This window comes from Pseudomonas sp. PF05 (assembly GCF_056521845.1).
The window spans coordinates 60600-80944 of record NZ_JBWLPW010000014.1; the positions used below are offsets into that span (position 1 = coordinate 60600).

Genomic DNA, 20345 nt, shown 5'->3' on the forward strand with positions numbered 1-20345 from the left:
CCGCGCCAAAGAATGGCGTCGGCCATCCCTGAACCGAGGAATAACCCATGCGTGTCCTGCTCGTCGAAGACCATTTGCAGCTCGCCGAAAGCGTTGCCCAGGCGCTCAAGAGCACGGGTTTGACTGTGGACGTGCTGCACGACGGTGTCGCGGCCGACCTGGCCTTGAGCAGCGAGGAATACGCCGTGGCGGTGCTTGATGTCGGGCTGCCGCGCATGGACGGTTTCGAGGTGCTGGCGCGTTTGCGGGCCCGTGGCAAGACTTTGCCGGTACTGATGTTGACCGCCCGCAGCGACGTCAAGGACCGCGTCCATGGCCTGAACCTCGGTGCCGACGATTACCTGGCCAAGCCATTCGAGCTCACTGAACTGGAGGCCCGGGTCAAGGCACTGTTGCGCCGTAGCGTGCTGGGCGGCGAACGCCAGCAGCGCTGTGGCGGACTGGTCTATGACCTGGATACCCGCCGCTTCACCCTTGACGATGAACTGTTGACCCTGACGTCCCGTGAGCAAGCCGTGCTGGAGGCGTTGATCGCCCGGCCGGGGCGGGTGATGAGCAAGGAGCAACTGGCGGCCCAGGTGTTCGGCCTGGACGAAGAGGCCAGCCCCGACGCCATCGAAATCTATGTCCATCGCTTGCGCAAGAAACTCGATGGTCACGCGGTGGCGATCGTGACGTTCCGCGGCCTGGGCTACCTGCTGGAAAATCGCAATGCATAAGCCCGACAGCCTGCGCTGGCGGCTGCTTCGCAACCTCGCATTGCTGCTGGTGGTACTGATGCTCGCCAGCGGCTTGAGCGCCTACTGGAATGGTCGCGAGGCTGCCGACACTGCCTACGATCGAACCCTGCTGGCCTCGGCCCGGACCATCGCCGCGGGCCTTTCGGCGCGTGACGGCAGCCTCAGCGCAGATGTGCCCTACGTGGCCCTGGACACTTTCGCCTACGACAGCGCCGGACGCATTTATTACCAGGTCAATGACATCAACAAGAAGCTGATTTCCGGCTACGAAAACCTCCCCGGCCCGCCGCCCGGGACGCCCCGCACGGACGATTACCCAGCCCTGGCGCGCTTTTACAACGCTCGCTATCAGGGCCAGGACGTGCGGGTGGTGAGCCTGCTCAAGGCCGTGAGCGAGCCGAACATGAACGGCATGGCGGAAATACGCGTGGCGGAGACTGAAGAGGCGCGGGTCAGGATGGCCCGCGGGTTGATGGCCGACACGCTGTTGCGCCTGGGCATGCTGGCCGTGGGCGCGCTGTTGTTGGTGTGGTTTGCGGTCAGCGCGGCATTGCGCCCGTTGGAGCGCCTGCGCACGGCGGTGGAGGAACGCCAGCCGGATGATCTGCGACCGTTGCCGCTGGTGGAAGTGCAGCACGAATTATGGCCGCTGGTGCGGGCCCTCAACCATTTCACCGAGCGTCTGCGCGGGCAGTTCGAGCGTCAGGCGCAGTTCATCGCCGATGCCGCCCATGAGCTGCGCACGCCCTTGGCCGCGCTCAAGGCGCGTCTTGAGCTGGGCTTGCGTGCCAGTGAACCGGCGACCTGGCGTGAAACCTTGGAAGCGGCGGCCCAGGGCACTGACCGGCTAACCCACCTGGCCAACCAACTGCTGTCCTTGGCGCGTGTGGAAAACGGCGCCCGGGCCATTGCCGAGGGCGGTGCGCAACTGCTTGATCTCACTCAGTTGGCCCGTGAGCTGGGCATGGCCATGGCTCCACTGGCCCATGCCCGGGGGGTGGCACTGGCCCTGGAAGCCGACGAGCCGGTATGGCTGCGGGGCGAGCCGACCTTGTTGAACGAGTTATTGAGCAACCTGGTGGACAACGCCCTGGCCCATACCCCATCGGGCGGCAATGTGATCCTGCGGGTTTCTGCGCCGGCCGTGCTGGAAGTCGAGGACGATGGCCCAGGCATTCCACTGCACGAACGGGACCGGGTGTTCGAGCGCTTCTATCGACGCAACCAGCAAGTGGCCGGTTCGGGGCTGGGATTGGCGATCGTCGGTGAAATCTGCCGTGCGCACTTGGCGCAGATCACCTTGCACGACGGGCAGGAGCACGGGTTGAAGGTGCGGGTGAGTTTTATCCCAGGCGCAGACTGATCCAGAGCTGGCTCTTTTGTGGCGAGGGGATTTATCCCCGCTGGGTCGCGAAGCGGCCCCCTACGACTCGGCTGAGATACCGCGGTGACAGATAAATCCGGGGGCTGCTTCGCAGCTCAGCGGGGATAAATCCCCTCGCCACAGGTTGAGTGCCTGGCTCAAATTCATTGGTTGTTAATAGAACATCGACCGCGCTTCTTCGATATCCGCACACCGGGCCTTGTTCTCCGGGTCGATGCCCAGTTTCTTGAAGGCCGGAACCCCAAACACGTCAATCTTGCTCAGGGGATGATCGGTGTCCTTGTAGCAATACAGCGCTGCGACCTGCACCAGGTCGACATAATCGATTTGCGTGGAGTCCCGGGTGAAATCCAGATACAGCCCTGGCAGTTTCACCAATCGCTCCGGAAACTCCCAGACACTGAGTAATTTGTCCCCCAGCACCGGGTGAATCGTTTCGATGACATGGTTGAGGCTGACCGGGTCCGACAGCAGTTCATTGTTGTCTTGTGCATAGGTCAGGATCGGCAGCACGCCGATCTGGTGCACCAGCCCACCCAGCGCGGCCTGGTCGGGCTTGAGTTGGGTATAACCGCGACACAGTGCATAGCTGACGCCGGCGATCTCCAGGCTCTTGCGCCAGACTTCGCGCATCTTCAATTCCACCACCTCGGAGCGGGCGTGGAAAATCTGCTCCATGACCAGGCCGATGGCCAGGTTGCTGCTGTAGTTGACGCCCAGTCGGGTGATGGCCGTGTGCAAGTCGGTGACTTCCTGGGTGGCGCGCAACAACGGGCTGTTGACCACTTTTATCAGGCGTGCCGAGAGGGCCGTGTCGCGACCGATCACTTTGCTCAGGTTGCTGACGCTGATTTCCGGGTCTTCGGCGGCCCGGCGAATCTGCAGGGCCACTTCCGGTAATGTTGGCAGAACCAAGTCATCGTTATCGATGGCCTGCACCAAATCCCGTTGGACCTTATCCGCCAAATCGCTCATTTCGGTTCTCTAGGGTGTTGCGACAAATGCTGCGATCAACGCTGGATTTCGCGGTCGCGGTCCAGTTCGTAAGGCAGGTCAAGCAACTGCAACGCAGGGCCTTCCAAAGCGCCGAGGTGAATGTCGCCCTCTACTGCTGCTTCGGCCTGCAAGACCGCCAGCAGTTCAATGTATCGCTCGGATCGAGCGGCAATCACCACTTCGCCGATGGAACTGCCGTGAGTGGGGGAGAACAGCGCTGTGCCGGGTTCTGGCAGTTCGCTGGCGTCCAGCTGCAGGCGATACAGGCGTCGCTTGAGCTTGCCCAGGTATTGCATGCGGGCGACGATTTCCTGGCCGGTGTAGCAGCCTTTCTTGAAACTGACGCCGCCGACGGCTTGCAGGTTGAGCATCTGTGGGATGAACAGTTCGCGGGTGGCCGGCATGACCTGGCCGATCCCGGCGCGAATCTGGCCCAGCAGCCAGGGGTTGAGGTCCGCCTCGGTCAGTTCTGCGCCCAGGCGGGCTTGCAATGTCTGTGACTGTTCGGCGGGGACCCACAGTTCAGCGCGGCCGGGAGATACGCGGATGGCGATCAAGGCGTCATGGCGTGCCACGCTGTCGGTGTCGCTCGGCAGTTCGAGGCCCAGGCCGGCCAGCGCCTTGTCGGCGTTTTCCAGGCCGAAGCGAACCCAGGCCGCGCTTTCGTCGGTGAGCTTGGATTTGGAGAACACGGCATATTTTTTCAGGTCGGCCAGTTGCGGTTCGAGCAGTTCGGTGGCCATGGCCATCAACACGCCGTCGCCTTGGAGCAGGATGCGGAAGCTCGATTGCATCCGGCCTTTCTGGGTGCAGCGGGCGCCGAGGCTGGCCCGGCTGTCGCTCAGGTAGTCGAGGTTGCAGGTCAATTGGCCTTGCAGGAATTTGCCGGCATCCACGCCGCGGACCGCGAGAACGCCTTCGTGGGACAGGGTGCAGAAAAAAGCGGAATCAGCCATGGGTCATCGCAGGATAAAAAGTCTGGCAGACATCATAAGGGGACGCCCTTGAAATGGGTAGTTCACAAAGGATCGGTGGTGCCCGACCAAAGCTGTCTGTTGCGCGGCAGCGGGGCCTGTATACTTGCGCTCTATTTGAGGAGCGCTCCATGGTCGAAGATGTAGAACTGAATCGCCTCTACTGGCACAGCCGCCGCGGCATGCTTGAGCTGGACGTGTTGCTGGTGCCATTCGTCAAAGAGGTTTATCCCCATCTCAATGAAGTCGACCGTGCGTGCTATGTCCGCCTGCTCGAATGCGAGGATCAGGACATGTTTGGCTGGTTCATGGAGCGCAGCGAATCCGAAGACCCTGAGCTGCAGCGCATGGTCCGGATGATCCTGGACCGTGTCCAGCCCAAGTAATCGCTTCGAATGCCGCTGGCAGGCCTCCGGGCAACTGCTGGCGGCCTATCTGCTGGCCCAGGTGTTTGCCCTGGGGGCATTGTTCCTGTTGTCCGCCCCCTCCTGGGTCGTGGCGCTTGGCGTTGTATTGTGCCTGGCCCATGGCGCCTGGGTGATCCCCCGATATGTAGTGCTGACCCATCGTCGGGCTTTCTGCGGGTTGCGTCGTAATGACGCTGGCTGGCAACTCTGGAGCCGGGCCGATGGGTGGCGGGCTGTGCAGCTGCGCCCCGATAGCTTGGCGCTGCCGATGATCATCGTGCTGCGTTTTCGCTTGCAGGGTGAGTGGCGGGTCCGCTCGCTGTGCGTGCCGCGCGACGCGCTGGCGCCGGATATTCATCGGCGCCTGCGGGTGCGGCTCAGGTTCAGTCGGCGTAGGTGGGCGGCACCAGGATAGTGTCCAGTGCCTCGGGCAGCAGGTCCGGGTAGTCCAAGGTGTAATGCAGCCCCCGGCTTTCCTTGCGCGCCATGGCCGAGCGAATCATCAGTTCGGCCACCTGGGCCAGGTTGCGCAGCTCGATCAGGTCGCGACTGACTTTATAGTTGCTGTAGAACTCGTCGATTTCATCCAGCAGCAAGCGCACCCGATGTTGGGCCCGTTGCAGGCGCTTGTTGGTGCGCACGATGCCCACATAGTCCCACATGAATCGCCGCAGTTCGTCCCAGTTGTGGGCGATGATCACATCTTCGTCCGAGTCGGTGACCTGGCTGGCGTCCCACGAGGGCAGGGCGGCAGGAATGGCGATCTGCGGCAATTGCGCCAGGATGTCTGCCGCCGCCGAGCGGGCGTAGACGAAACATTCCAGCAGCGAGTTGCTGGCCATGCGGTTGGCGCCGTGCAGGCCGGTGAAGCTGGTTTCGCCAATGGCATACAGCCCGGGTACGTCGGTGCGGCCCTGTTGGTCGACCATCACGCCACCGCAGGTGTAGTGCGCGGCTGGCACCACCGGGATCGGTTGCTTGGTGATGTCGATGGAAAACTCCAGGCAGCGTTCGTACACCGTCGGGAAGTGGCTCTTGATGAACGCTTCGGGCTTGTGGCTGATGTCCAGGTAAACGCAATCGATACCCAGGCGCTTCATTTCATGGTCGATGGCCCGGGCGACGATGTCCCGCGGGGCCAGTTCGGCGCGCGGATCGAAGCGCTGCATGAAGCGTTCGCCGTTGGGGAGCTTCAAGAGGGCCCCTTCGCCACGCAGGGCTTCGGTCACCAGGAAGCTCTTGGCCAGTGGGTGATAGAGGCAGGTCGGGTGGAACTGGTTGAACTCCAGGTTCGCCACCCGGCAACCCGAACGCCAGGCCATGGCGATGCCATCGCCGCAGGCACCGTCGGGGTTGCTGGTATAAAGGTAGACTTTCGCTGCGCCGCCAGACGCCAGGATGACGAAGCGCGCGCCGTAGGTGTCGACTTCGCCAGTGCCGCGATTGAGCACGTAGGCACCGAGGCAGCGATCACCGTCCAGGCCCAGGCGTTTTTCGGTGATCAGGTCGACCGCGACGCGCTGTTCCAGCAATTCGATGTTTGGCCGTTGTCGCGCCTGGGTGAGCAGGGTCTTGAAGATCGCTGCGCCAGTGGCGTCGGCCGCGTGGATAATGCGCCGATGGCTGTGACCGCCTTCGCGCGTCAGGTGGAACTCGAAACCGCCGTCTTCGGTACCCGATTGTTCGTCACGGGTAAACGGCACGCCCTGGTCGATCAGCCACTGGATCGCTTCCCGGCTGTGTTCCACGGTGAAACGCACCGCTTGTGGATTGCAAAGGCCACCGCCGGCGTTGAGGGTGTCGTTGACATGGGATTCAATGGTGTCGGTATCGTCCAGCACGGCTGCGACGCCGCCCTGGGCCCAGAAGGTCGAACCGTTGGCCAGGTCACCCTTGCTCAGCACTGCAATGCGCAAATGCCCAGGCAAGGTCAGTGCAAGGCTCAATCCAGCGGCTCCGCTGCCGATTACCAGAACATCGTGTTGAAATTGTTGGCTCATTCGAATGGTTTCCGCTCAAGGCGACCCGGGTCGGGGTTGGCGCAAGACACCGCTTCAGCAGGTCAGGCAGCCACGCAGCCCACTAGTATATAGAGGGGGGGATCGGCACAATAGCCGGGCATTCATGGCAATGTGAAACCAGCGTGACAGAAAAGCGACACGCTTCGTCGGATCGCCGGTTTTGGTACAAAGTCGATAAGGCCACCGTTTCGAGGACGAACGTTGTTTATCTCGTCACGGTTGGCTGATATTGAGTGTACAACGCAATAAATAGAGGGAACTTTTGCCAAGCGCCTACGTTCAATAGACGGTTGTCTGCAAAAGGGAGCAGCGTCGGGTTGGTGCAAGATTTCGATTGGAGTCTCTGCCGTCAGGCCCGGTGACAGATTATTCGCGCAGCCGGGGAATCTCCTGCTGCGTTTTTCGTGCGTGCCGAGATCAGAGCGCGCCGGAAACTTGCTTGGAAGGGGGAGAACTTTTGCGAAAAGCCCGAGTCTATGGTTGCAAGCCCGGTCAATTAGTAATGCAAGCCTCCTTCGAGCTTATCGAGGAGTGTTCATGCTAACCCAGGAAGAGGATCAGCAGCTGGTCGAGCGCGTCCAACGCGGCGACAAGCGAGCTTTCGATCTGCTAGTGCTGAAATACCAGCACAAAATTCTCGGGTTGATCGTGCGTTTCGTGCACGACACCCATGAAGCGCAGGATGTCGCTCAGGAAGCCTTCATCAAGGCCTACCGCGCACTTGGTAATTTTCGCGGGGACAGCGCGTTTTACACGTGGCTTTACCGCATCGCCATCAACACGGCGAAAAACTATCTGGTTTCACGCGGCCGCCGGCCGCCGGATAGCGATGTAAGTTCTGAAGATGCCGAGTTCTATGATGGCGATCATGGCCTCAAGGATCTCGAGTCACCAGAACGCGCGTTGCTGCGGGATGAGATTGAAGGCACTGTCCATCGAACCATCCAGCAATTGCCCGAAGATTTGCGTACGGCTTTAACTTTACGTGAATTCGACGGTCTGAGTTACGAAGACATTGCGAGCGTCATGCAATGTCCTGTGGGCACCGTGCGCTCCCGGATTTTCCGCGCTCGGGAGGCCATTGATAAAGCCCTGCAACCGTTGTTGCAGGAAAACTAGAGACAGCGGCGACAGCCAAGAGAGGAACGCCATGAGTCGTGAAGCCCTGCAGGAATCGCTGTCCGCAGTGATGGATAACGAAGCGGACGAACTGGAGTTACGTCGGGTATTGAATGCCTTCGACGATGTTGAAACCCGTGAGACCTGGGCTCGTTACCAGATCGCCCGGGCTGTGATGCACAAGGACTTGTTGCTTCCACGCCTGGACATCGCTGCGGCCGTTTCTGCTGCATTGGCTGACGAAGCCGTACCGGCTAAAGCTTCACGCGGACCATGGCGCAGCCTGGGTCGCCTGGCGGTAGCCGCTTCGGTCACCGTGGCTGTACTGGCCGGTGTGCGCCTGTACAATCAGGATGAGATTGCCGGCGTGCAAATGGCGCAGCAGTCCACCCAACCAGGTCTGACGGCTCCACAGGTCAAGGGCCCAGCGGTATTGGCCGGTTACAGCGAAGGTTCGGAAACCGCAGGCCCGATGGTCAACGGTGTTCTGCAAGGCCAACCTGGCTGGCATGATCAGCGTCTGCCAAACTACCTGCGTCAGCATGCTCAGCAAGCTGCCCTGAAAGGTACTGAAAGCGCGCTGCCTTACGCCCGTGCAGCCAGCCTGGAAAACCGTTAATAAGGAAAACCATTGCGCGCCATACCTCTATTCACGCTTCTGCTTGGTGGCTGGTGTGCGATTCCAGCCCATGCCGATGAGGCTCAGGATTGGTTGAATCGCCTGAGTCAAGCCGAGCAGCAGCAGAGCTTCCAGGGCACTTTCGTTTACGAGCGCAACGGTAGTTTTTCTACCCATAACATCTGGCATCGCGTCCAGGATGGAAAAGTCCGCGAGCGGTTACTCCAACTCGACGGCTCGGCACAGGAAGTCCTGCGCATTGATGGGCATACTCAATGCGTCAGTGGCTCCTTGATCGCGGGGCTGGGCAATACGCCTGACGGCACCTCACGTACGCTTGATCCGCAAAAACTCAAGAATTGGTATGACCTGGCCGTCATTGGCAAGTCGCGTGTGGCCGGGCGTCAAGCGGTCATTGTGGCGTTGACGCCCAAGGACCAGCATCGCTATGGCTTCGAGCTGCACCTGGACAAAGAGACCGGCCTGCCGCTCAAGTCCCTGTTGCTCAATGACAAGGGCCAGTTGCTCGAACGTTTCCAGTTCACCCGCTTGAATGTCGCCGCGCCGACAGACGGCGATCTGCAAGCCAGCGCCGAATGCAAGGCTGTCGCGCAGGATTCCGGCAAGGCCATCGCGGTGAAAACCGCCTGGCACTCGGATTGGCTTCCGCCTGGCTTCGAGCTGACCAGCAGTGCTGTGCGCAAGGATCCGGACACCCATGTCCAAGTCAGCAGCTTGATGTACGACGATGGCTTGGCGCGTTTCTCGGTGTTCCTGGAACCGTTGAACGGCGCCACCGCCACCGATACCCGTACTCAGCTCGGCCCGACGGCTGCCGTCTCCCGCAGGCTCACGACGCCCCAGGGCGAAATGATGGTCACGGTGGTCGGTGAGATTCCTATCGGTACGGCGGAACGGATCGCACTTTCCATGCGCTCCGACGTCACGGCGACCCAATAGCCTGCTTGATTGGATGGGTGGTTCGATTGCGCGAGAGGCTGATAATGCCAGGGCTTGATCGAAATTCCGACACTTCCTGTCAGTATTTTCATTTGCCAAAACTCAGTTTTTTTTCTATAGGTCAGAGCCGCTCGGCCCTGGCCTTGTCTGTTTCCGGAACAAAAATACCGGCGTATCTTTTCCTGGTATTCCTTGCTCCATATCGCTTAACCATGCTCGTCGTAACGGGAGCCGTATGTCGATACCACGCTTGAAAACCTATCTTTCCATCCTTGCCACCGTGCTTGTGCTCGGCCAGGCCGTTCCTGCCGTGGCGGTCGAGTTGCCCGACTTTACGCAATTGGTCGAACAGGCTTCGCCCGCCGTGGTGAACATCAGCACGACCCAGAAACTGCCGGACCGTCGCGTATCGGACCAGCAAATGCCGGACCTGGAAGGCCTGCCGCCGATGCTGCGTGAGTTCTTCGAGCGCGGCATGCCGCAACAACCCCGTTCGCCCGGCGGTGGTCGCCAGCGCGAAGCGCAATCCCTGGGTTCAGGTTTCATTATTTCGCCTGACGGCTACATCCTGACCAATAACCATGTGATCGCCGATGCCGACGAAATCCTGGTACGCCTGGCCGATCGCAGCGAGCTCAAGGCCAAGCTGGTCGGCACCGATCCACGTTCCGACGTGGCGCTGTTGAAAATCGAAGGCAAGGATCTGCCCGTGCTCAAGCTGGGCAAATCCCAGGACCTGAAAGCCGGCCAATGGGTCGTGGCCATCGGTTCGCCGTTCGGCTTCGACCACACCGTGACCCAGGGTATTGTCAGCGCCATCGGTCGCAGCCTGCCGAACGAAAACTATGTGCCGTTCATCCAGACCGACGTGCCGATCAACCCGGGTAACTCCGGTGGCCCGCTGTTCAACCTCGCGGGTGAAGTCGTCGGCATCAACTCCCAGATATATACCCGTTCGGGCGGCTTCATGGGGGTGTCCTTCGCGATTCCGATCGACGTTGCCATGGACGTGTCCAATCAACTGAAAAACGAAGGCAAGGTCAGCCGGGGCTGGTTGGGCGTGGTCATCCAGGAAGTGAACAAGGACCTGGCCGAGTCGTTCGGGCTGGAGAAACCCGCCGGTGCGCTGGTGGCGCAGATCCAGGAAGGCGGTCCGGCTGCCAAGGGCGGCCTGCAAGTGGGTGACGTGATCCTGAGCATGAATGGTCAGCCGATCATCATGTCTGCCGACCTGCCGCATTTGGTCGGTGCCCTCAAGGCCGGTGCCAAGGCCAATCTGGAGGTGATTCGCGAAGGCAAGCGCAAGAACGTCGAATTGACCGTCGGCGCCATTCCTGAAGAGGGCAAGGAGTTGGATTCGCTGCCCAAGTCTGGCGTGGAGCGCAGCAGCAACCGTCTGGGTGTGGCTGTGGTCGAGCTGACCGACGAGCAGAAGCGCACCCTGGAGCTGCAGGGCGGGGTGGTGATCAAGGAAGTGCAGGATGGTCCTGCCGCCATGATCGGCCTGCAACCAGGCGACATCATCACTCACTTGAACAACCAGGCAATCGGTTCGGCCAAGGAGTTCACCGACATCGCCAAGGCGCTGCCGAAGAATCGTTCGGTCTCGATGCGGGTCCTGCGCCAGGGGCGTGCAAGCTTCATCACCTTCAAGCTGGCCGAATGATCGGTTAGCGGCTCAAAAAAAACCGCCTCGAGAGAGGCGGTTTTTTATTGTCTGGCAAATGCTCAGCCCATCATGTCCTTGACCATGCGTTCCTGCTCCATGAGTTCCCGCTGCCGGGCATCGATGCGTGACGACAGGGGGAAATTGGAGCCGGCGCGCCGTTTGGCGAAGTCCAATTGTTGAATGGCTTGCCGGTAGTCGCCCACCAGTGCGAAGTACTCGGCACGAGCCTGATGCAGGCCAATGATGTTGCCTGACAGCCCGCGTGTCTCGGCCACCATGTACCAGACGTCCGGATCATCCGGACGGGTCTTGAGCAAGCTCTCCAGGGCCTTCTCGGCATCGGCGGGACGGTTCTGCTTGAGCAGTAGATCGACACGTACCTGGTTGAGCGGATAGTTGCCCGGGTATTGGCTCAGCATTCGGTCGACGCGCGATTGAGCGTCGGCCAGTTTGTTGCTAGTGATGTCCAGGTCCACCTGGGCGAGGTTGTAGATGATCTCGTTGGGCGATTTGGCCAGCAGCGCCTTGAGGTTCTCCCGTGCTTCATTCAACTGGCCGCCCTTGATCTGCGCGATCGCCAGGCCATAGCGTGCCACGTCGTTCTTCGGGTTCTCATCCAGCTGTGCCCGGAAGCGCTTGGCGCCCAGGCCGGGGGTTTGCTCATAGATCAACTGCACCCGTGCTCGAATCAGTTGATAGCGCACACTGTCCTCGATGCCGCCCGGCTTGGCCTGTTCGGCGCGGTTGCGGGTGTCGGCGATCCGGGATTCGGTCACCGGGTGAGTCAGCAGGAATTCCGGGGGCTTGGCGTCGAACCGGTACTGGCGCATCAGACGTTCGAACATGGTCGGCATGGACCGCGGATCGTAGCCGGCCTTTTCCAGGTTCTGAATGCCGATGCGGTCGGCTTCCTGTTCGTTCTGGCGAGAAAAGCGCCGTTGTTCCTGGATAGCGGCGGCCTGGGTCCCGGCGATGGCCGCGATCCCGGCGTCACCGCCACCGGCGGCGGCGATCACGATGCCGGCCAGCAGCGCGGCCATCATTGGCACCTGCATGCGTTGCTGGGCCTCGACGCCGCGGGCGAAATGGCGTTGTGACAAGTGCGCCAGTTCGTGGGCCATGACCGAGGCGTATTCGCCTTCGGTCTGTGCGTTGAGGAACAGGCCGCCGTTGACCCCGACGATTCCGCCAGGTGCGGCGAAGGCGTTGAGCTGCGGGCTGTTGATCAGGATGAATTCCAGGCGCCGGTCGTTGACCTGGCTGGTTTCCACCAGTTTATAGACGCTGGATTCGACGTAGTCCTTGAGCTGCGGGTCGTTGAGCTGTGAAACCTGGCTGCGCAGCAGGGCCAGCCAGGCGCGGCCCAGTTGGTGCTCCTGTTCTGGCGAGACGATGGCAGAACTGGCATCGCCAAGTGACGGCAAGTCGTCGGCGAAGCCCGGTGAGGCAAGCAGGCAAGCAAGCGTCAGCAGGGTGGGGCGCAGAAATGTCATGCACGAGGCCTTCGTTGACAAAGACCCTACTGTAGCCGGACACCGGGCCCGGGACCAGATATTCTAGGCCGCTCAACGATCTGCCGCGGAGTGAACCCATGACTGATGCTGTAGCCCACGATGCCGAACTGGACGCCAGCGGCCTGAACTGTCCGTTGCCGTTGCTCAAGGCCAAGCTGGAACTCAATCGCCTGGCCAGCGGCAGTGTGCTCAAGGTGATCGCCACGGATGCGGGCTCCCAACGTGATTTTCGCACCTTCGCCCGATTGGCCGGTCATACGCTGCTGCGTGAAGAAGACGATAACGGCGTCTACCGTTACTGGCTGAAAAAGGCCTGAAAACCGACAGCGTCTCTTAAGGATTTTTAATGTTCAAAGTGTTACGCGACTGGATTCAGCGCTACTTCTCCGATGAAGAAGCGGTGGTCCTGGCAGTGCTGCTTTTCCTGGCCTTTACCGCCGTGCTCACCCTGGGCGGCATGCTGGCGCCGGTGCTGGCGGGGATGGTGCTGGCGTACCTGATGCAAGGGTTGGTCACGACGCTGGAGCGCATGCGATTGCCGGGTGCGGTGGCGGTGGGCTTGGTGTTCGCCCTGTTCATGGGCTTGTTGTTGGTGTTCATAATCGTGATCGTGCCGCTGCTCTGGCACCAGTTGGTGACGCTTTTCAACGAGTTGCCGGGGATGCTTGCCAAATGGCAGTCCGTGCTGTTGCTGTTGCCCGAGCGTTATCCGCACCTGGTGTCCGACGAGCAGGTGTTGCAAGCCATTGAAGTCGTGCGCGGCCAGATCGGCAAGTTCGGCCAGTGGGCGCTGACATTCTCGCTGTCCAGTCTGCCGCTTCTGGTGAACATCATGATCTACCTGGTGCTGGTGCCGATCCTGGTGTTTTTCTTCCTCAAGGACCGGGAAATGATCGGCCGTTGGGTCCGCGGCTACCTGCCGCGTGAGCGGACGCTGATTACCCACGTGGCCCAGGAGATGAATCGACAGATCGCCAATTACATTCGCGGCAAAGTCATCGAGATTTTCATCTGCGGCGGCGTGACCTACATCGGTTTCGTGACCATGGGGCTCAATTACGCCGCCTTGCTGGCGCTGCTGGTGGGCATCTCAGTGGTGGTGCCTTATGTCGGCACCGTGGTGGTGACCGTGCCGGTGGCCTTGATTGCGCTGTTCCAGTGGGGCTGGAGCGATCAGTTCATCTACCTGATGGCGGTCTACGGGATCATCCAGACGCTGGACGGCAACGTGCTGGTCCCGCTGCTGTTCTCCGAGGCGGTGAACCTGCATCCGGTGGCGATCATCTGTGCGGTGCTGCTGTTTGGCGGGCTGTGGGGGTTCTGGGGCGTGTTCTTCGCGATTCCCCTGGCGACGCTGTTCAAGGCGGTGCTGGATGCGTGGCCGAGCAAGGAGCCGGTGGTGGCGCCGTTGTTGTAGCTTGATAAATCAGGTGATGCTGATGACCCCTTCGCGAGCAAGCCCGCTCCCACATTGGATCTGCGGTGACTTGGTCAACACAGAACCCCTGTGGGAGCGGGCTTGCTCGCGAAGGGCCTGGACAGGCCCAAGGTAAAGTCAGGCCTTGTTGAGGGCCTGAGCCGCCGCCAGCACCGCATCCACATGCCCTGGCACCTTCACGCCCCGCCATTCCTGGCGCAGCACGCCGTTCTTGTCGATCAGGAAGGTGCTGCGATCAACGCCCAGGTATTCCTTGCCGTAGAGTTTTTTCAGCTTGATCACGTCGAACAGCTGGCAGACGGCCTCGTCCTTGTCACTGATCAGCTCGAACGGGAACTCCTGTTTGCACTTGAAGTTCTCGTGGGACTTGAGGCTGTCCCGCGAGACGCCGAACACTTCGGTGTTGGCGGCCTGGAACTGCGCGTACTGATCGCGAAAACCCTGGCCTTCGGTGGTGCAGCCCGGGGTGCTGTCCTTGGGGTAGAAGTAGATCACCACCTGCTTGCCCTTGAGGGCGGCGAGGCTGACGGTCTGCCCGCTGGTGGCGGGTGCCTGGAAATCGGTAACCGGCTGGTCGACGGCAACGGCCATGAACGTTTCCTTACATTGGGTTTTGTGGGCGCCACGGTTCGATCAAGGCATCCAGGTTCATCGCATCGGCGAAATCCAGGAACTGATCGCGCAGCCAACTGATCTGGGTTCCGGCCGGCAGGGTCACGGTGAACGTGGCATTAAGCATGGTGCCGCCGGTCTGTGGAGCCTGGTAGGTGTCGCAGGTCAGGTTTTCCAGCTCGACGTGATGGTCCATGAAGAACTGGCACAGCTCGTTGATGATGTCCGGGCGGTAGGCCGAGCTCACGTAGGCCACGTAGGGCAGGGCCTGGGGACGGTTCTCCAGCGCGGCGCTACGCACCACGTTGACGGTGAAGGCATGCTTCTTGGCCAGCACCGGCAGGCTGCCTTCCAGGCGAGCCAGGGCGTCCCAGCTGCCGGAGATCTCGAGCACGAGTGCACTGCATTCGCCATGACGGGTCAGGCGTGAGGTCACGACGGCGCAGCGATTTTCATGGCTGGCGCGGCACAGGACGTTAGTCAGCTCCATGGGGTTGGCGCCAAGGGCACTGATAACAAGGAATTGTTCGCGGACTGTGGGGGTGGACATGCAGCATTCCTAAAGCGATGAGCGGTCGGTACTTTTGCCGCTCGACACAGCGCCAGGCCCGGAAAAACGAACGGCTCAAGCCTTGTGCCCGGAGTTGCGCTGCATTCCACGAAAGCAGGAATGCACCGGGACAAACCCGGGATCGGGGCTTGCGGCGACGAAAACGGAGGCTGGAAACCGGCGTATGAGCTTGTCGGTACCGATCAAAGCCTGAAGGGTAGCGAAAACCATCGCCAAGGGGAATGGTAGTTCGCTTGTACAAGCATCTTGGCGCCAGTACCATTACCGCTCTCTTTTTCCGGCAGGAGCGGTTTCATGATTGCGGGCAGTATGGTGGCACTGGTCACACCCATGGATGCACAAGGGCATCTTGACTGGGCCAGCCTCAGCAAACTCGTGGACTTCCACCTTGAGAACGGCACCCATGCCATTGTCGCCGTCGGTACCACCGGCGAGTCGGCAACCCTCGACGTCAATGAGCACATCGAAGTCATCCGTGCCGTGGTCAAGCAGGTCAACGGTCGCATTCCCGTCATCGCCGGCACCGGCGCCAACTCGACCCGCGAGGCCGTCGAGCTGACCCGCAACGCCAAGGAGGCCGGTGCCGACGCCTGCCTGCTGGTCGTCCCGTATTACAACAAGCCGACCCAGGAAGGCTTGTACCAGCACTTCAAGCACATTGCCGAAGCCGTCGACATCCCGCAGATCCTCTATAACGTTCCCGGCCGCACCTCCTGCGACATGCAGGCCGAGACCGTGATTCGCCTGTCCACCGTGCCGAACATCATCGGCATCAAGGAAGCCACCGGCGACATGACGCGCGCCAAGGCCATCCTCGATGGCGTGAGCAAGGACTTCATCGTGCTGTCCGGCGATGATCCGACAGCGGTCGAGCTGATCCTGCTGGGTGGCAAGGGCAACATCTCCGTCACCGCCAACGTTGCCCCGCGCGAAATGGCCGACCTGTGCGAGGCCGCGCTCAAGGGCGACGCCGAGACTGCACGGGCAATCAACGAAAAACTGATGCCGTTGCACAAGGACCTGTTCATCGAGGCCAACCCGATTCCGGTGAAGTGGGCCTTGGTTGAAATGGGCCTGATGCACGAAGGCATCCGCCTGCCACTGACCTGGCTGAGCACCCCCTGTCAAGAACCGCTGCGGCAGGCCATGCGCCAGTCCGGCGTCCTGGTTTAATTGAGGAAGTACAACGCATGAAGCGAATGGCCGGACTTTCCGCACTTGCCTTGATTATCTCCAGCACCAGCGGCTGCGGATGGATCTGGGGGCCGGAAGGTTACTTCCGCGACCGTGGTAGCGATTACCTGCAGGCGCAACAGACTGCACCGATGCAACTGCCACAAGACGTCAATGTTGCCAAGCGCCTGGATCCGCTGCTGCCGATCCCGCGCAACGTAGCTGACGACAGCGTCAAGGGCGAATACATCGTCCCACGTCCACAGCCGCTGTCGGCCGTGGCCGATGCCAGCGACTACACGCTGCAGAAGAGCGGCGACTCCAGCTGGGTCATGGGCCAGCATCCACCGGCCGAAGTCTGGCCTGTGGCGATCCAGTTCTTCCAGGACAACGGTTTCCGCCTGGACGAGCAGCGCCCGCAAACCGGCGAGTTCACCACCACTTGGCAGCGCTCCGATGAACTGTCCGCGAGCATGGCCAAGCGCATGAGCGCCGCCGGTGTCGCGGCCGACAGCGAAACCCGTGTGCGGGTGCGTATCGAGCCGGGCGTGCAGCGCAATACCAGCGAAGTCTATGTGGTCAGCGCCGAGCGGCCTGCCGGCAGCACCGCCGACGTGGCCTTTACCAACCGTTCGGTCAATACCGGTCTCGACGCTGCGCTGGTGGACGACATGCTTGCCAGCATGAGCCGTACCGCAGAGCAGGGCGGTTCGGTCTCGATGCTGGCGTCCAAGGAGTTCGATGCGCCGAGCCGCGTCAGCCTGAACGAAGACGGCAGCGGCAACCCGGTGCTAAACGTCGGCTCCGACCTGGACCGTGCCTGGTCGAGCGTTGGTCGTGCGCTGGAGCAGGGTGAGTGGCGCGTTGAAGACATCAACCGCAGCCTGGGCCTGTACTACATCAACCTCGCTGAAAAGGCCGAGAGGAAAGACGAGAAGCCTGGCTTCTTCAGTGGCCTGTTCGGCAGCAAGCCGGACAAGGAAGAAATCGAAGCCCGCGCCGAGCGTTACCAAGTTCGCCTGAGCAAGGTCGGCGACAACGTCCAGGTCACCGTCGAGAAGAACATCAACACCGTGGCGCCGGCCGATGTGGCCCGCAAGGTGTTGGGCGTGATTCAGGACAACCTGGGCTGATCCGATGCGTTTTGCCGTTCTCGGCAGCGGTAGCCAGGGGAACGGCACGCTGGTAGCCAGCGCCGGCACGTACGTGTTGGTCGATTGTGGTTTCTCCTTGCGGGAAACCGAGAAGCGCCTGTTGCGCCTGGGTGTGCACCCGGCGCAACTGAGCGCGATACTCGTGACCCACGAACATGCCGACCACGTGCATGGCGTGGGTTTGCTGTCTCGGCGCTACAATCTGCCGGTGTACCTGAGCCGCGGAACACTGGAAGGCCTGCGCAAACCCATCGAGCCGGCGGGTTTTGTGGCCGGTGGCGAGCAATTGCGCATCGGTTGCCTGGACATCAGCGTGGTCAGCGTGGCGCACGATGCCCGAGAACCCACGCAATATGTGTTCAGCGACGGCGAGCGGCGCTTTGGGCTGCTGACCGACCTTGGGTCATATTGCGACAGAGTGATGGACAGTTACCGGGACCTCGATGCGTTGATGATCGAGTCCAACCACTGCCGCGACATGTTGGCGCGTGGTTACTACCCGTACTTCCTCAAGCAGCGGGTAGGCGGGGAGCACGGACATTTGAACAACCACCAGGCAGCGTTCCTGGTGGCCGAGTTGGGCTGGCAAGGCCTGCAACACCTGGTCCTGGCCCATCTGAGCAGCAAGAACAACCTGCCGCAGCTGGCCCGGCAATGTTTTGTCGACACCCTCGGGTGCGACCCGGACTGGCTGCAACTGGCCGATCAAGATTCAGGGCTCGACTGGCGACATATCGCCTAGCCCACTACTTAGCAAGCGGAGCCCATCATGGAAAAACGTGAAGAACTCTACCGCGGCAAAGCCAAGTCGGTTTACAAGACCGACGACGCTGACCGCTTGATCCTGCTGTTTCGCAACGACACCTCGGCGTTCGACGGCAAGCGCATCGAACAGCTGGACCGTAAGGGCATGGTGAACAACAAGTTCAACGCCTTCATCATGCAAAAGCTCGAAGCCGCCGGCGTGCCGACCCAGTTCGACAAGCTGCTGGGCGACAACGAATGCCTGGTCAAGAAGCTGGACATGATCCCGGTCGAATGCGTCGTGCGTAACTACGCCGCCGGCAGCCTGGTCAAGCGTCTGGGCGTGGAAGAGGGCATGAAGCTCAACCCTTACACCTTCGAGCTGTTCCTGAAGGACGACGCCAAGGGCGACCCGTTCATCAACGAATCCCACGTCGTGGCATTCGGTTGGGGCACCGCCGAGCAACTGGCCCGCATGAAGGAGTTGTCCCTCAAGGTCAACGAAGTGCTGACCAAGCTGTTCGACGACGCAGGCCTGCTGCTGGTGGACTTCAAGCTTGAATTCGGCGTGTTCAGCGACGGCTCCATCGTCCTGGGCGACGAATTCAGCCCGGACGGCTGCCGCCTGTGGGACAAGGACACCAAGAAGAAGATGGACAAGGACCGCTTCCGCCAGGGCCTCGGTGACGTCATCGAAGCCTACGAAGAAGTCGCCAAGCGTCTGGGTGTACCGCTGTAATCGACGCAAGCATCTGATAGCACGGAAAAAATTTCGCTCGGGGGTTCGCTTCCGGCGAATGTGCTGGTATGATGCGCGCCACTGGAGAGATGCCGGAGTGGCCGAACGGGACGGATTCGAAATCCGTTGTACTGGCGACAGTACCTAGGGTTCAAATCCCTATCTCTCCGCCAAATTTAAAAGCCCCGAGCGCTTAACCGCCTCGGGGCTTTTTGTATTTGGGGGGATTTTGGGGGAATGGGGGCGAATGTCATTCCCCCAACATGCTGGGATCTTCCTCGGCTCTGCCCCCTCGCTGCTTTGGCCCTTTCTGTTGCACCACTGTATGGCCGGCCGTCAGAAATAATTGTATTCGGTGGGCCATAGCTTGATCGTACGCGACTTGTATTGCGGCACAGAGACTCGCAAGCCGACGTTTGATATGACATTTTCGTCTGGTCTGGTCATCCGTACAGGCTTCTCCATCTGTTACATCATCACGCTTCCTTTATTCGGCTTTGATGGTGTTAAATGCACTCCTCGTGAACCATAGTGATCTACAGTGATCCTACAGAGGGCACGGAAATGCCCCATAAGGCCGTGCTCGCCATGAAGCGTTCAGGCCATGTTCTGCTGAAAATGCAGGAAAATTTGCGATGGAGAGAAGTCATGTCTAAAGGCAATGTCGTCTCGTTTACCGAAAGAAAGGCAGAGACTCAAGCAGGTATCGAGTTCCTTGATCTGCTTGATAGGGATATCAAGGAAAATCCTGAGGGTATCCAGCCTATCCCTCGCGGCCTGCTGCAGCGAATTCAAGCAATTCGCAATCAGGCAGACGACAATCGTCGCCGCGAGCTTCAAGAAGGCTAAGCGTGACCGAAAGCACGATTCATATCGAAAACGGGTGGGCACTTTATGCACACCCGTTATTCATTGCGCGCCTTGAGGAAATCACCGCCTCTGTTGAGAGAGCGATGGCTAATGACCCGGAAGGCTTTCACCATCATCCGGTCTACAAGCTTTTCGATGCAGTGAGCGCGAATATCCTGATAAATGTTCCGTCTGATCCGGCCCATACCTGCTATCGCCAGGGGAACACGCTAGGGCGTGACTTCAAGCATTGGTTTCGAGTGAAGAAGCAAGGGATACCTCCACGGTATCGCCTTTTTTTCAGTTCAGATCAGAGGCGCCCAAGACCATCATCTACGCGTGGCTCAATGATGAGAAAACGTTGAGGAAGGATGGCGATAAAAATGATGTGTATGCAGTTTTTACCGCAATGCTTCTAAACGGAAAAATGCCTAATTCCTACACCGACCTCATCGCGGCTTGCGGCGTCTTGGAATATGGAAGTTCTACGACAGGAACGGAGGAAGAATAAAGCCATCCGTTTCCCATAAAAGCCCGGCGTATCCGCTGGGCTTTTTCGTTTCTGGCGTTTTGTCGCGTGAAAACGGGGACAGACCACGATTATGAATCGGGGCGATTACAAGTGAACTCGAAATCGTGGTCTGTCCCCTCGTTCCTCAACT

At 60.3% G+C, this 20345-nt stretch carries 21 protein-coding genes, 1 tRNA gene and 1 pseudogene; 17 read left to right on the top strand and 6 right to left on the bottom strand.

Features of this window, described 5'->3' with window-relative positions:
- Window positions 1–47 precede the first annotated feature (47 nt).
- Together AC09SL_RS21705 and AC09SL_RS21710 are read left to right on the top strand one after the other, a co-directional pair.
- The gene (locus AC09SL_RS21705; RefSeq protein ID WP_003198779.1) at window positions 48–719 is read left to right on the top strand and encodes a response regulator; all 672 of its coding nucleotides are present in this window, start codon (window positions 48–50) and stop codon (window positions 717–719) included.
- Window positions 712–2103: a sensor histidine kinase gene (locus tag AC09SL_RS21710; RefSeq protein WP_058543852.1), complete on the top strand. Its 1392-nt coding sequence runs from the start codon at window positions 712–714 to the stop codon at window positions 2101–2103. Before AC09SL_RS21705 ends, AC09SL_RS21710 begins: the two co-directional genes overlap by 8 nt.
- A 174-nt stretch (window positions 2104–2277) precedes the next feature.
- Here AC09SL_RS21710 and AC09SL_RS21715 read toward each other — a convergent pair whose 3' ends face one another.
- Entirely contained in the window at window positions 2278–3099 is an 822-nt protein-coding gene (locus tag AC09SL_RS21715; RefSeq protein ID WP_058543851.1) for an HDOD domain-containing protein, read from the bottom strand.
- Between the two features lie 35 nt (window positions 3100–3134).
- Window positions 3135–4076 carry a CAF17-like 4Fe-4S cluster assembly/insertion protein YgfZ gene (gene ygfZ, locus AC09SL_RS21720; RefSeq protein ID WP_058543850.1) on the bottom strand — a complete coding sequence of 314 codons (942 nt, stop codon included), beginning with the start codon at window positions 4074–4076 and terminating at the stop codon, window positions 3135–3137.
- 149 nt (window positions 4077–4225) lie between these two features.
- On the opposite strand from ygfZ, the gene AC09SL_RS21725 reads away from it, so the two are divergent.
- Both AC09SL_RS21725 and AC09SL_RS21730 read left to right on the top strand, forming a co-directional pair.
- A complete protein-coding gene (locus tag AC09SL_RS21725; RefSeq protein WP_003184348.1) occupies window positions 4226–4480 on the top strand; it encodes an FAD assembly factor SdhE in 255 nt (84 codons plus the stop codon).
- Window positions 4464–4916 (top strand): protein YgfX, encoded by a 453-nt coding sequence (locus AC09SL_RS21730; RefSeq protein ID WP_058543849.1) that lies wholly within the window; start codon window positions 4464–4466, stop codon window positions 4914–4916. Before AC09SL_RS21725 ends, AC09SL_RS21730 begins: the two co-directional genes overlap by 17 nt.
- Here the strand turns inward: AC09SL_RS21730 and nadB are convergent.
- On the bottom strand, window positions 4885–6501 hold the full coding sequence (gene nadB / locus AC09SL_RS21735) for an L-aspartate oxidase (RefSeq protein WP_058543848.1): 1617 nt from the start codon (window positions 6499–6501) through the stop codon (window positions 4885–4887). The two genes, AC09SL_RS21730 and nadB, sit on opposite strands and share 32 nt — an antisense overlap.
- Window positions 6502–7059: 558 nt before the next feature.
- On the opposite strand from nadB, the gene rpoE reads away from it, so the two are divergent.
- From rpoE to AC09SL_RS21755, 4 genes are all read left to right on the top strand, one after another.
- Window positions 7060–7641: an RNA polymerase sigma factor RpoE/AlgU gene (gene rpoE, locus AC09SL_RS21740; protein ID WP_003172477.1), complete on the top strand. Its 582-nt coding sequence runs from the start codon at window positions 7060–7062 to the stop codon at window positions 7639–7641.
- Window positions 7642–7672: 31 nt separating this feature from the next.
- Window positions 7673–8260 carry a sigma-E factor negative regulatory protein gene (locus tag AC09SL_RS21745; RefSeq protein WP_058543847.1) on the top strand — a complete coding sequence of 196 codons (588 nt, stop codon included), beginning with the start codon at window positions 7673–7675 and terminating at the stop codon, window positions 8258–8260.
- Window positions 8261–8272: 12 nt separating this feature from the next.
- On the top strand, window positions 8273–9220 hold the full coding sequence (locus AC09SL_RS21750) for a MucB/RseB C-terminal domain-containing protein (protein WP_058543846.1): 948 nt from the start codon (window positions 8273–8275) through the stop codon (window positions 9218–9220).
- 235 nt (window positions 9221–9455) lie between these two features.
- Complete coding sequence (locus tag AC09SL_RS21755; RefSeq protein ID WP_058543845.1) at window positions 9456–10886, top strand: DegQ family serine endoprotease; 1431 nt, start codon at window positions 9456–9458, stop codon at window positions 10884–10886.
- 62 nt (window positions 10887–10948) lie between these two features.
- Here the strand turns inward: AC09SL_RS21755 and AC09SL_RS21760 are convergent, their stop codons facing one another.
- On the bottom strand, window positions 10949–12382 hold the full coding sequence (locus AC09SL_RS21760; RefSeq protein ID WP_058543844.1) for a M48 family metalloprotease: 1434 nt from the start codon (window positions 12380–12382) through the stop codon (window positions 10949–10951).
- Between the two features lie 98 nt (window positions 12383–12480).
- On the opposite strand from AC09SL_RS21760, the gene AC09SL_RS21765 reads away from it, so the two are divergent.
- Both AC09SL_RS21765 and AC09SL_RS21770 read left to right on the top strand, forming a co-directional pair.
- Window positions 12481–12720 (top strand): sulfurtransferase TusA family protein, encoded by a 240-nt coding sequence (locus AC09SL_RS21765; RefSeq protein WP_014337032.1) that lies wholly within the window; start codon window positions 12481–12483, stop codon window positions 12718–12720.
- A 29-nt stretch (window positions 12721–12749) separates the two neighbouring features.
- Window positions 12750–13820 (top strand): AI-2E family transporter, encoded by a 1071-nt coding sequence (locus AC09SL_RS21770; protein WP_058543843.1) that lies wholly within the window; start codon window positions 12750–12752, stop codon window positions 13818–13820.
- A gap of 138 nt (window positions 13821–13958) precedes the next feature.
- Here AC09SL_RS21770 and AC09SL_RS21775 read toward each other — a convergent pair whose 3' ends face one another.
- Window positions 13959–14432, bottom strand: a complete 474-nt coding sequence (locus AC09SL_RS21775; RefSeq protein WP_003198804.1) for a peroxiredoxin — start codon at window positions 14430–14432, stop codon at window positions 13959–13961.
- 10 nt (window positions 14433–14442) lie between these two features.
- The gene (locus tag AC09SL_RS21780) at window positions 14443–15003 is read right to left on the bottom strand and encodes a glycine cleavage system transcriptional repressor (RefSeq protein WP_003184325.1); all 561 of its coding nucleotides are present in this window, start codon (window positions 15001–15003) and stop codon (window positions 14443–14445) included.
- A 315-nt stretch (window positions 15004–15318) separates the two neighbouring features.
- On the opposite strand from AC09SL_RS21780, the gene dapA reads away from it, so the two are divergent.
- The 7 genes and pseudogenes from dapA to AC09SL_RS21815 all read left to right on the top strand — a co-directional run bounded on the left by dapA (window position 15319) and on the right by AC09SL_RS21815 (window position 20194).
- Window positions 15319–16197, top strand: coding sequence for a 4-hydroxy-tetrahydrodipicolinate synthase (dapA, locus tag AC09SL_RS21785; RefSeq protein ID WP_058543842.1), 879 nt, complete (start codon window positions 15319–15321; stop codon window positions 16195–16197).
- 17 nt (window positions 16198–16214) lie between these two features.
- Window positions 16215–17330: an outer membrane protein assembly factor BamC gene (bamC, locus tag AC09SL_RS21790; protein ID WP_058543841.1), complete on the top strand. Its 1116-nt coding sequence runs from the start codon at window positions 16215–16217 to the stop codon at window positions 17328–17330.
- A 4-nt stretch (window positions 17331–17334) separates the two neighbouring features.
- Window positions 17335–18093: an MBL fold metallo-hydrolase gene (locus tag AC09SL_RS21795; protein ID WP_003198811.1), complete on the top strand. Its 759-nt coding sequence runs from the start codon at window positions 17335–17337 to the stop codon at window positions 18091–18093.
- A 27-nt stretch (window positions 18094–18120) separates the two neighbouring features.
- Entirely contained in the window at window positions 18121–18834 is a 714-nt protein-coding gene (gene purC / locus AC09SL_RS21800; RefSeq protein WP_058543840.1) for a phosphoribosylaminoimidazolesuccinocarboxamide synthase, read from the top strand.
- 83 nt (window positions 18835–18917) lie between these two features.
- Window positions 18918–19007: transfer RNA gene (locus tag AC09SL_RS21805), tRNA-Ser, on the top strand.
- 391 nt (window positions 19008–19398) lie between these two features.
- Window positions 19399–19683 carry an AbrB/MazE/SpoVT family DNA-binding domain-containing protein gene (locus tag AC09SL_RS21810; protein WP_064107056.1) on the top strand — a complete coding sequence of 95 codons (285 nt, stop codon included), beginning with the start codon at window positions 19399–19401 and terminating at the stop codon, window positions 19681–19683.
- A 2-nt stretch (window positions 19684–19685) separates the two neighbouring features.
- Window positions 19686–20194, top strand: a pseudogene (locus AC09SL_RS21815) (type II toxin-antitoxin system YhaV family toxin).
- Window positions 20195–20345 lie beyond the last annotated feature (151 nt).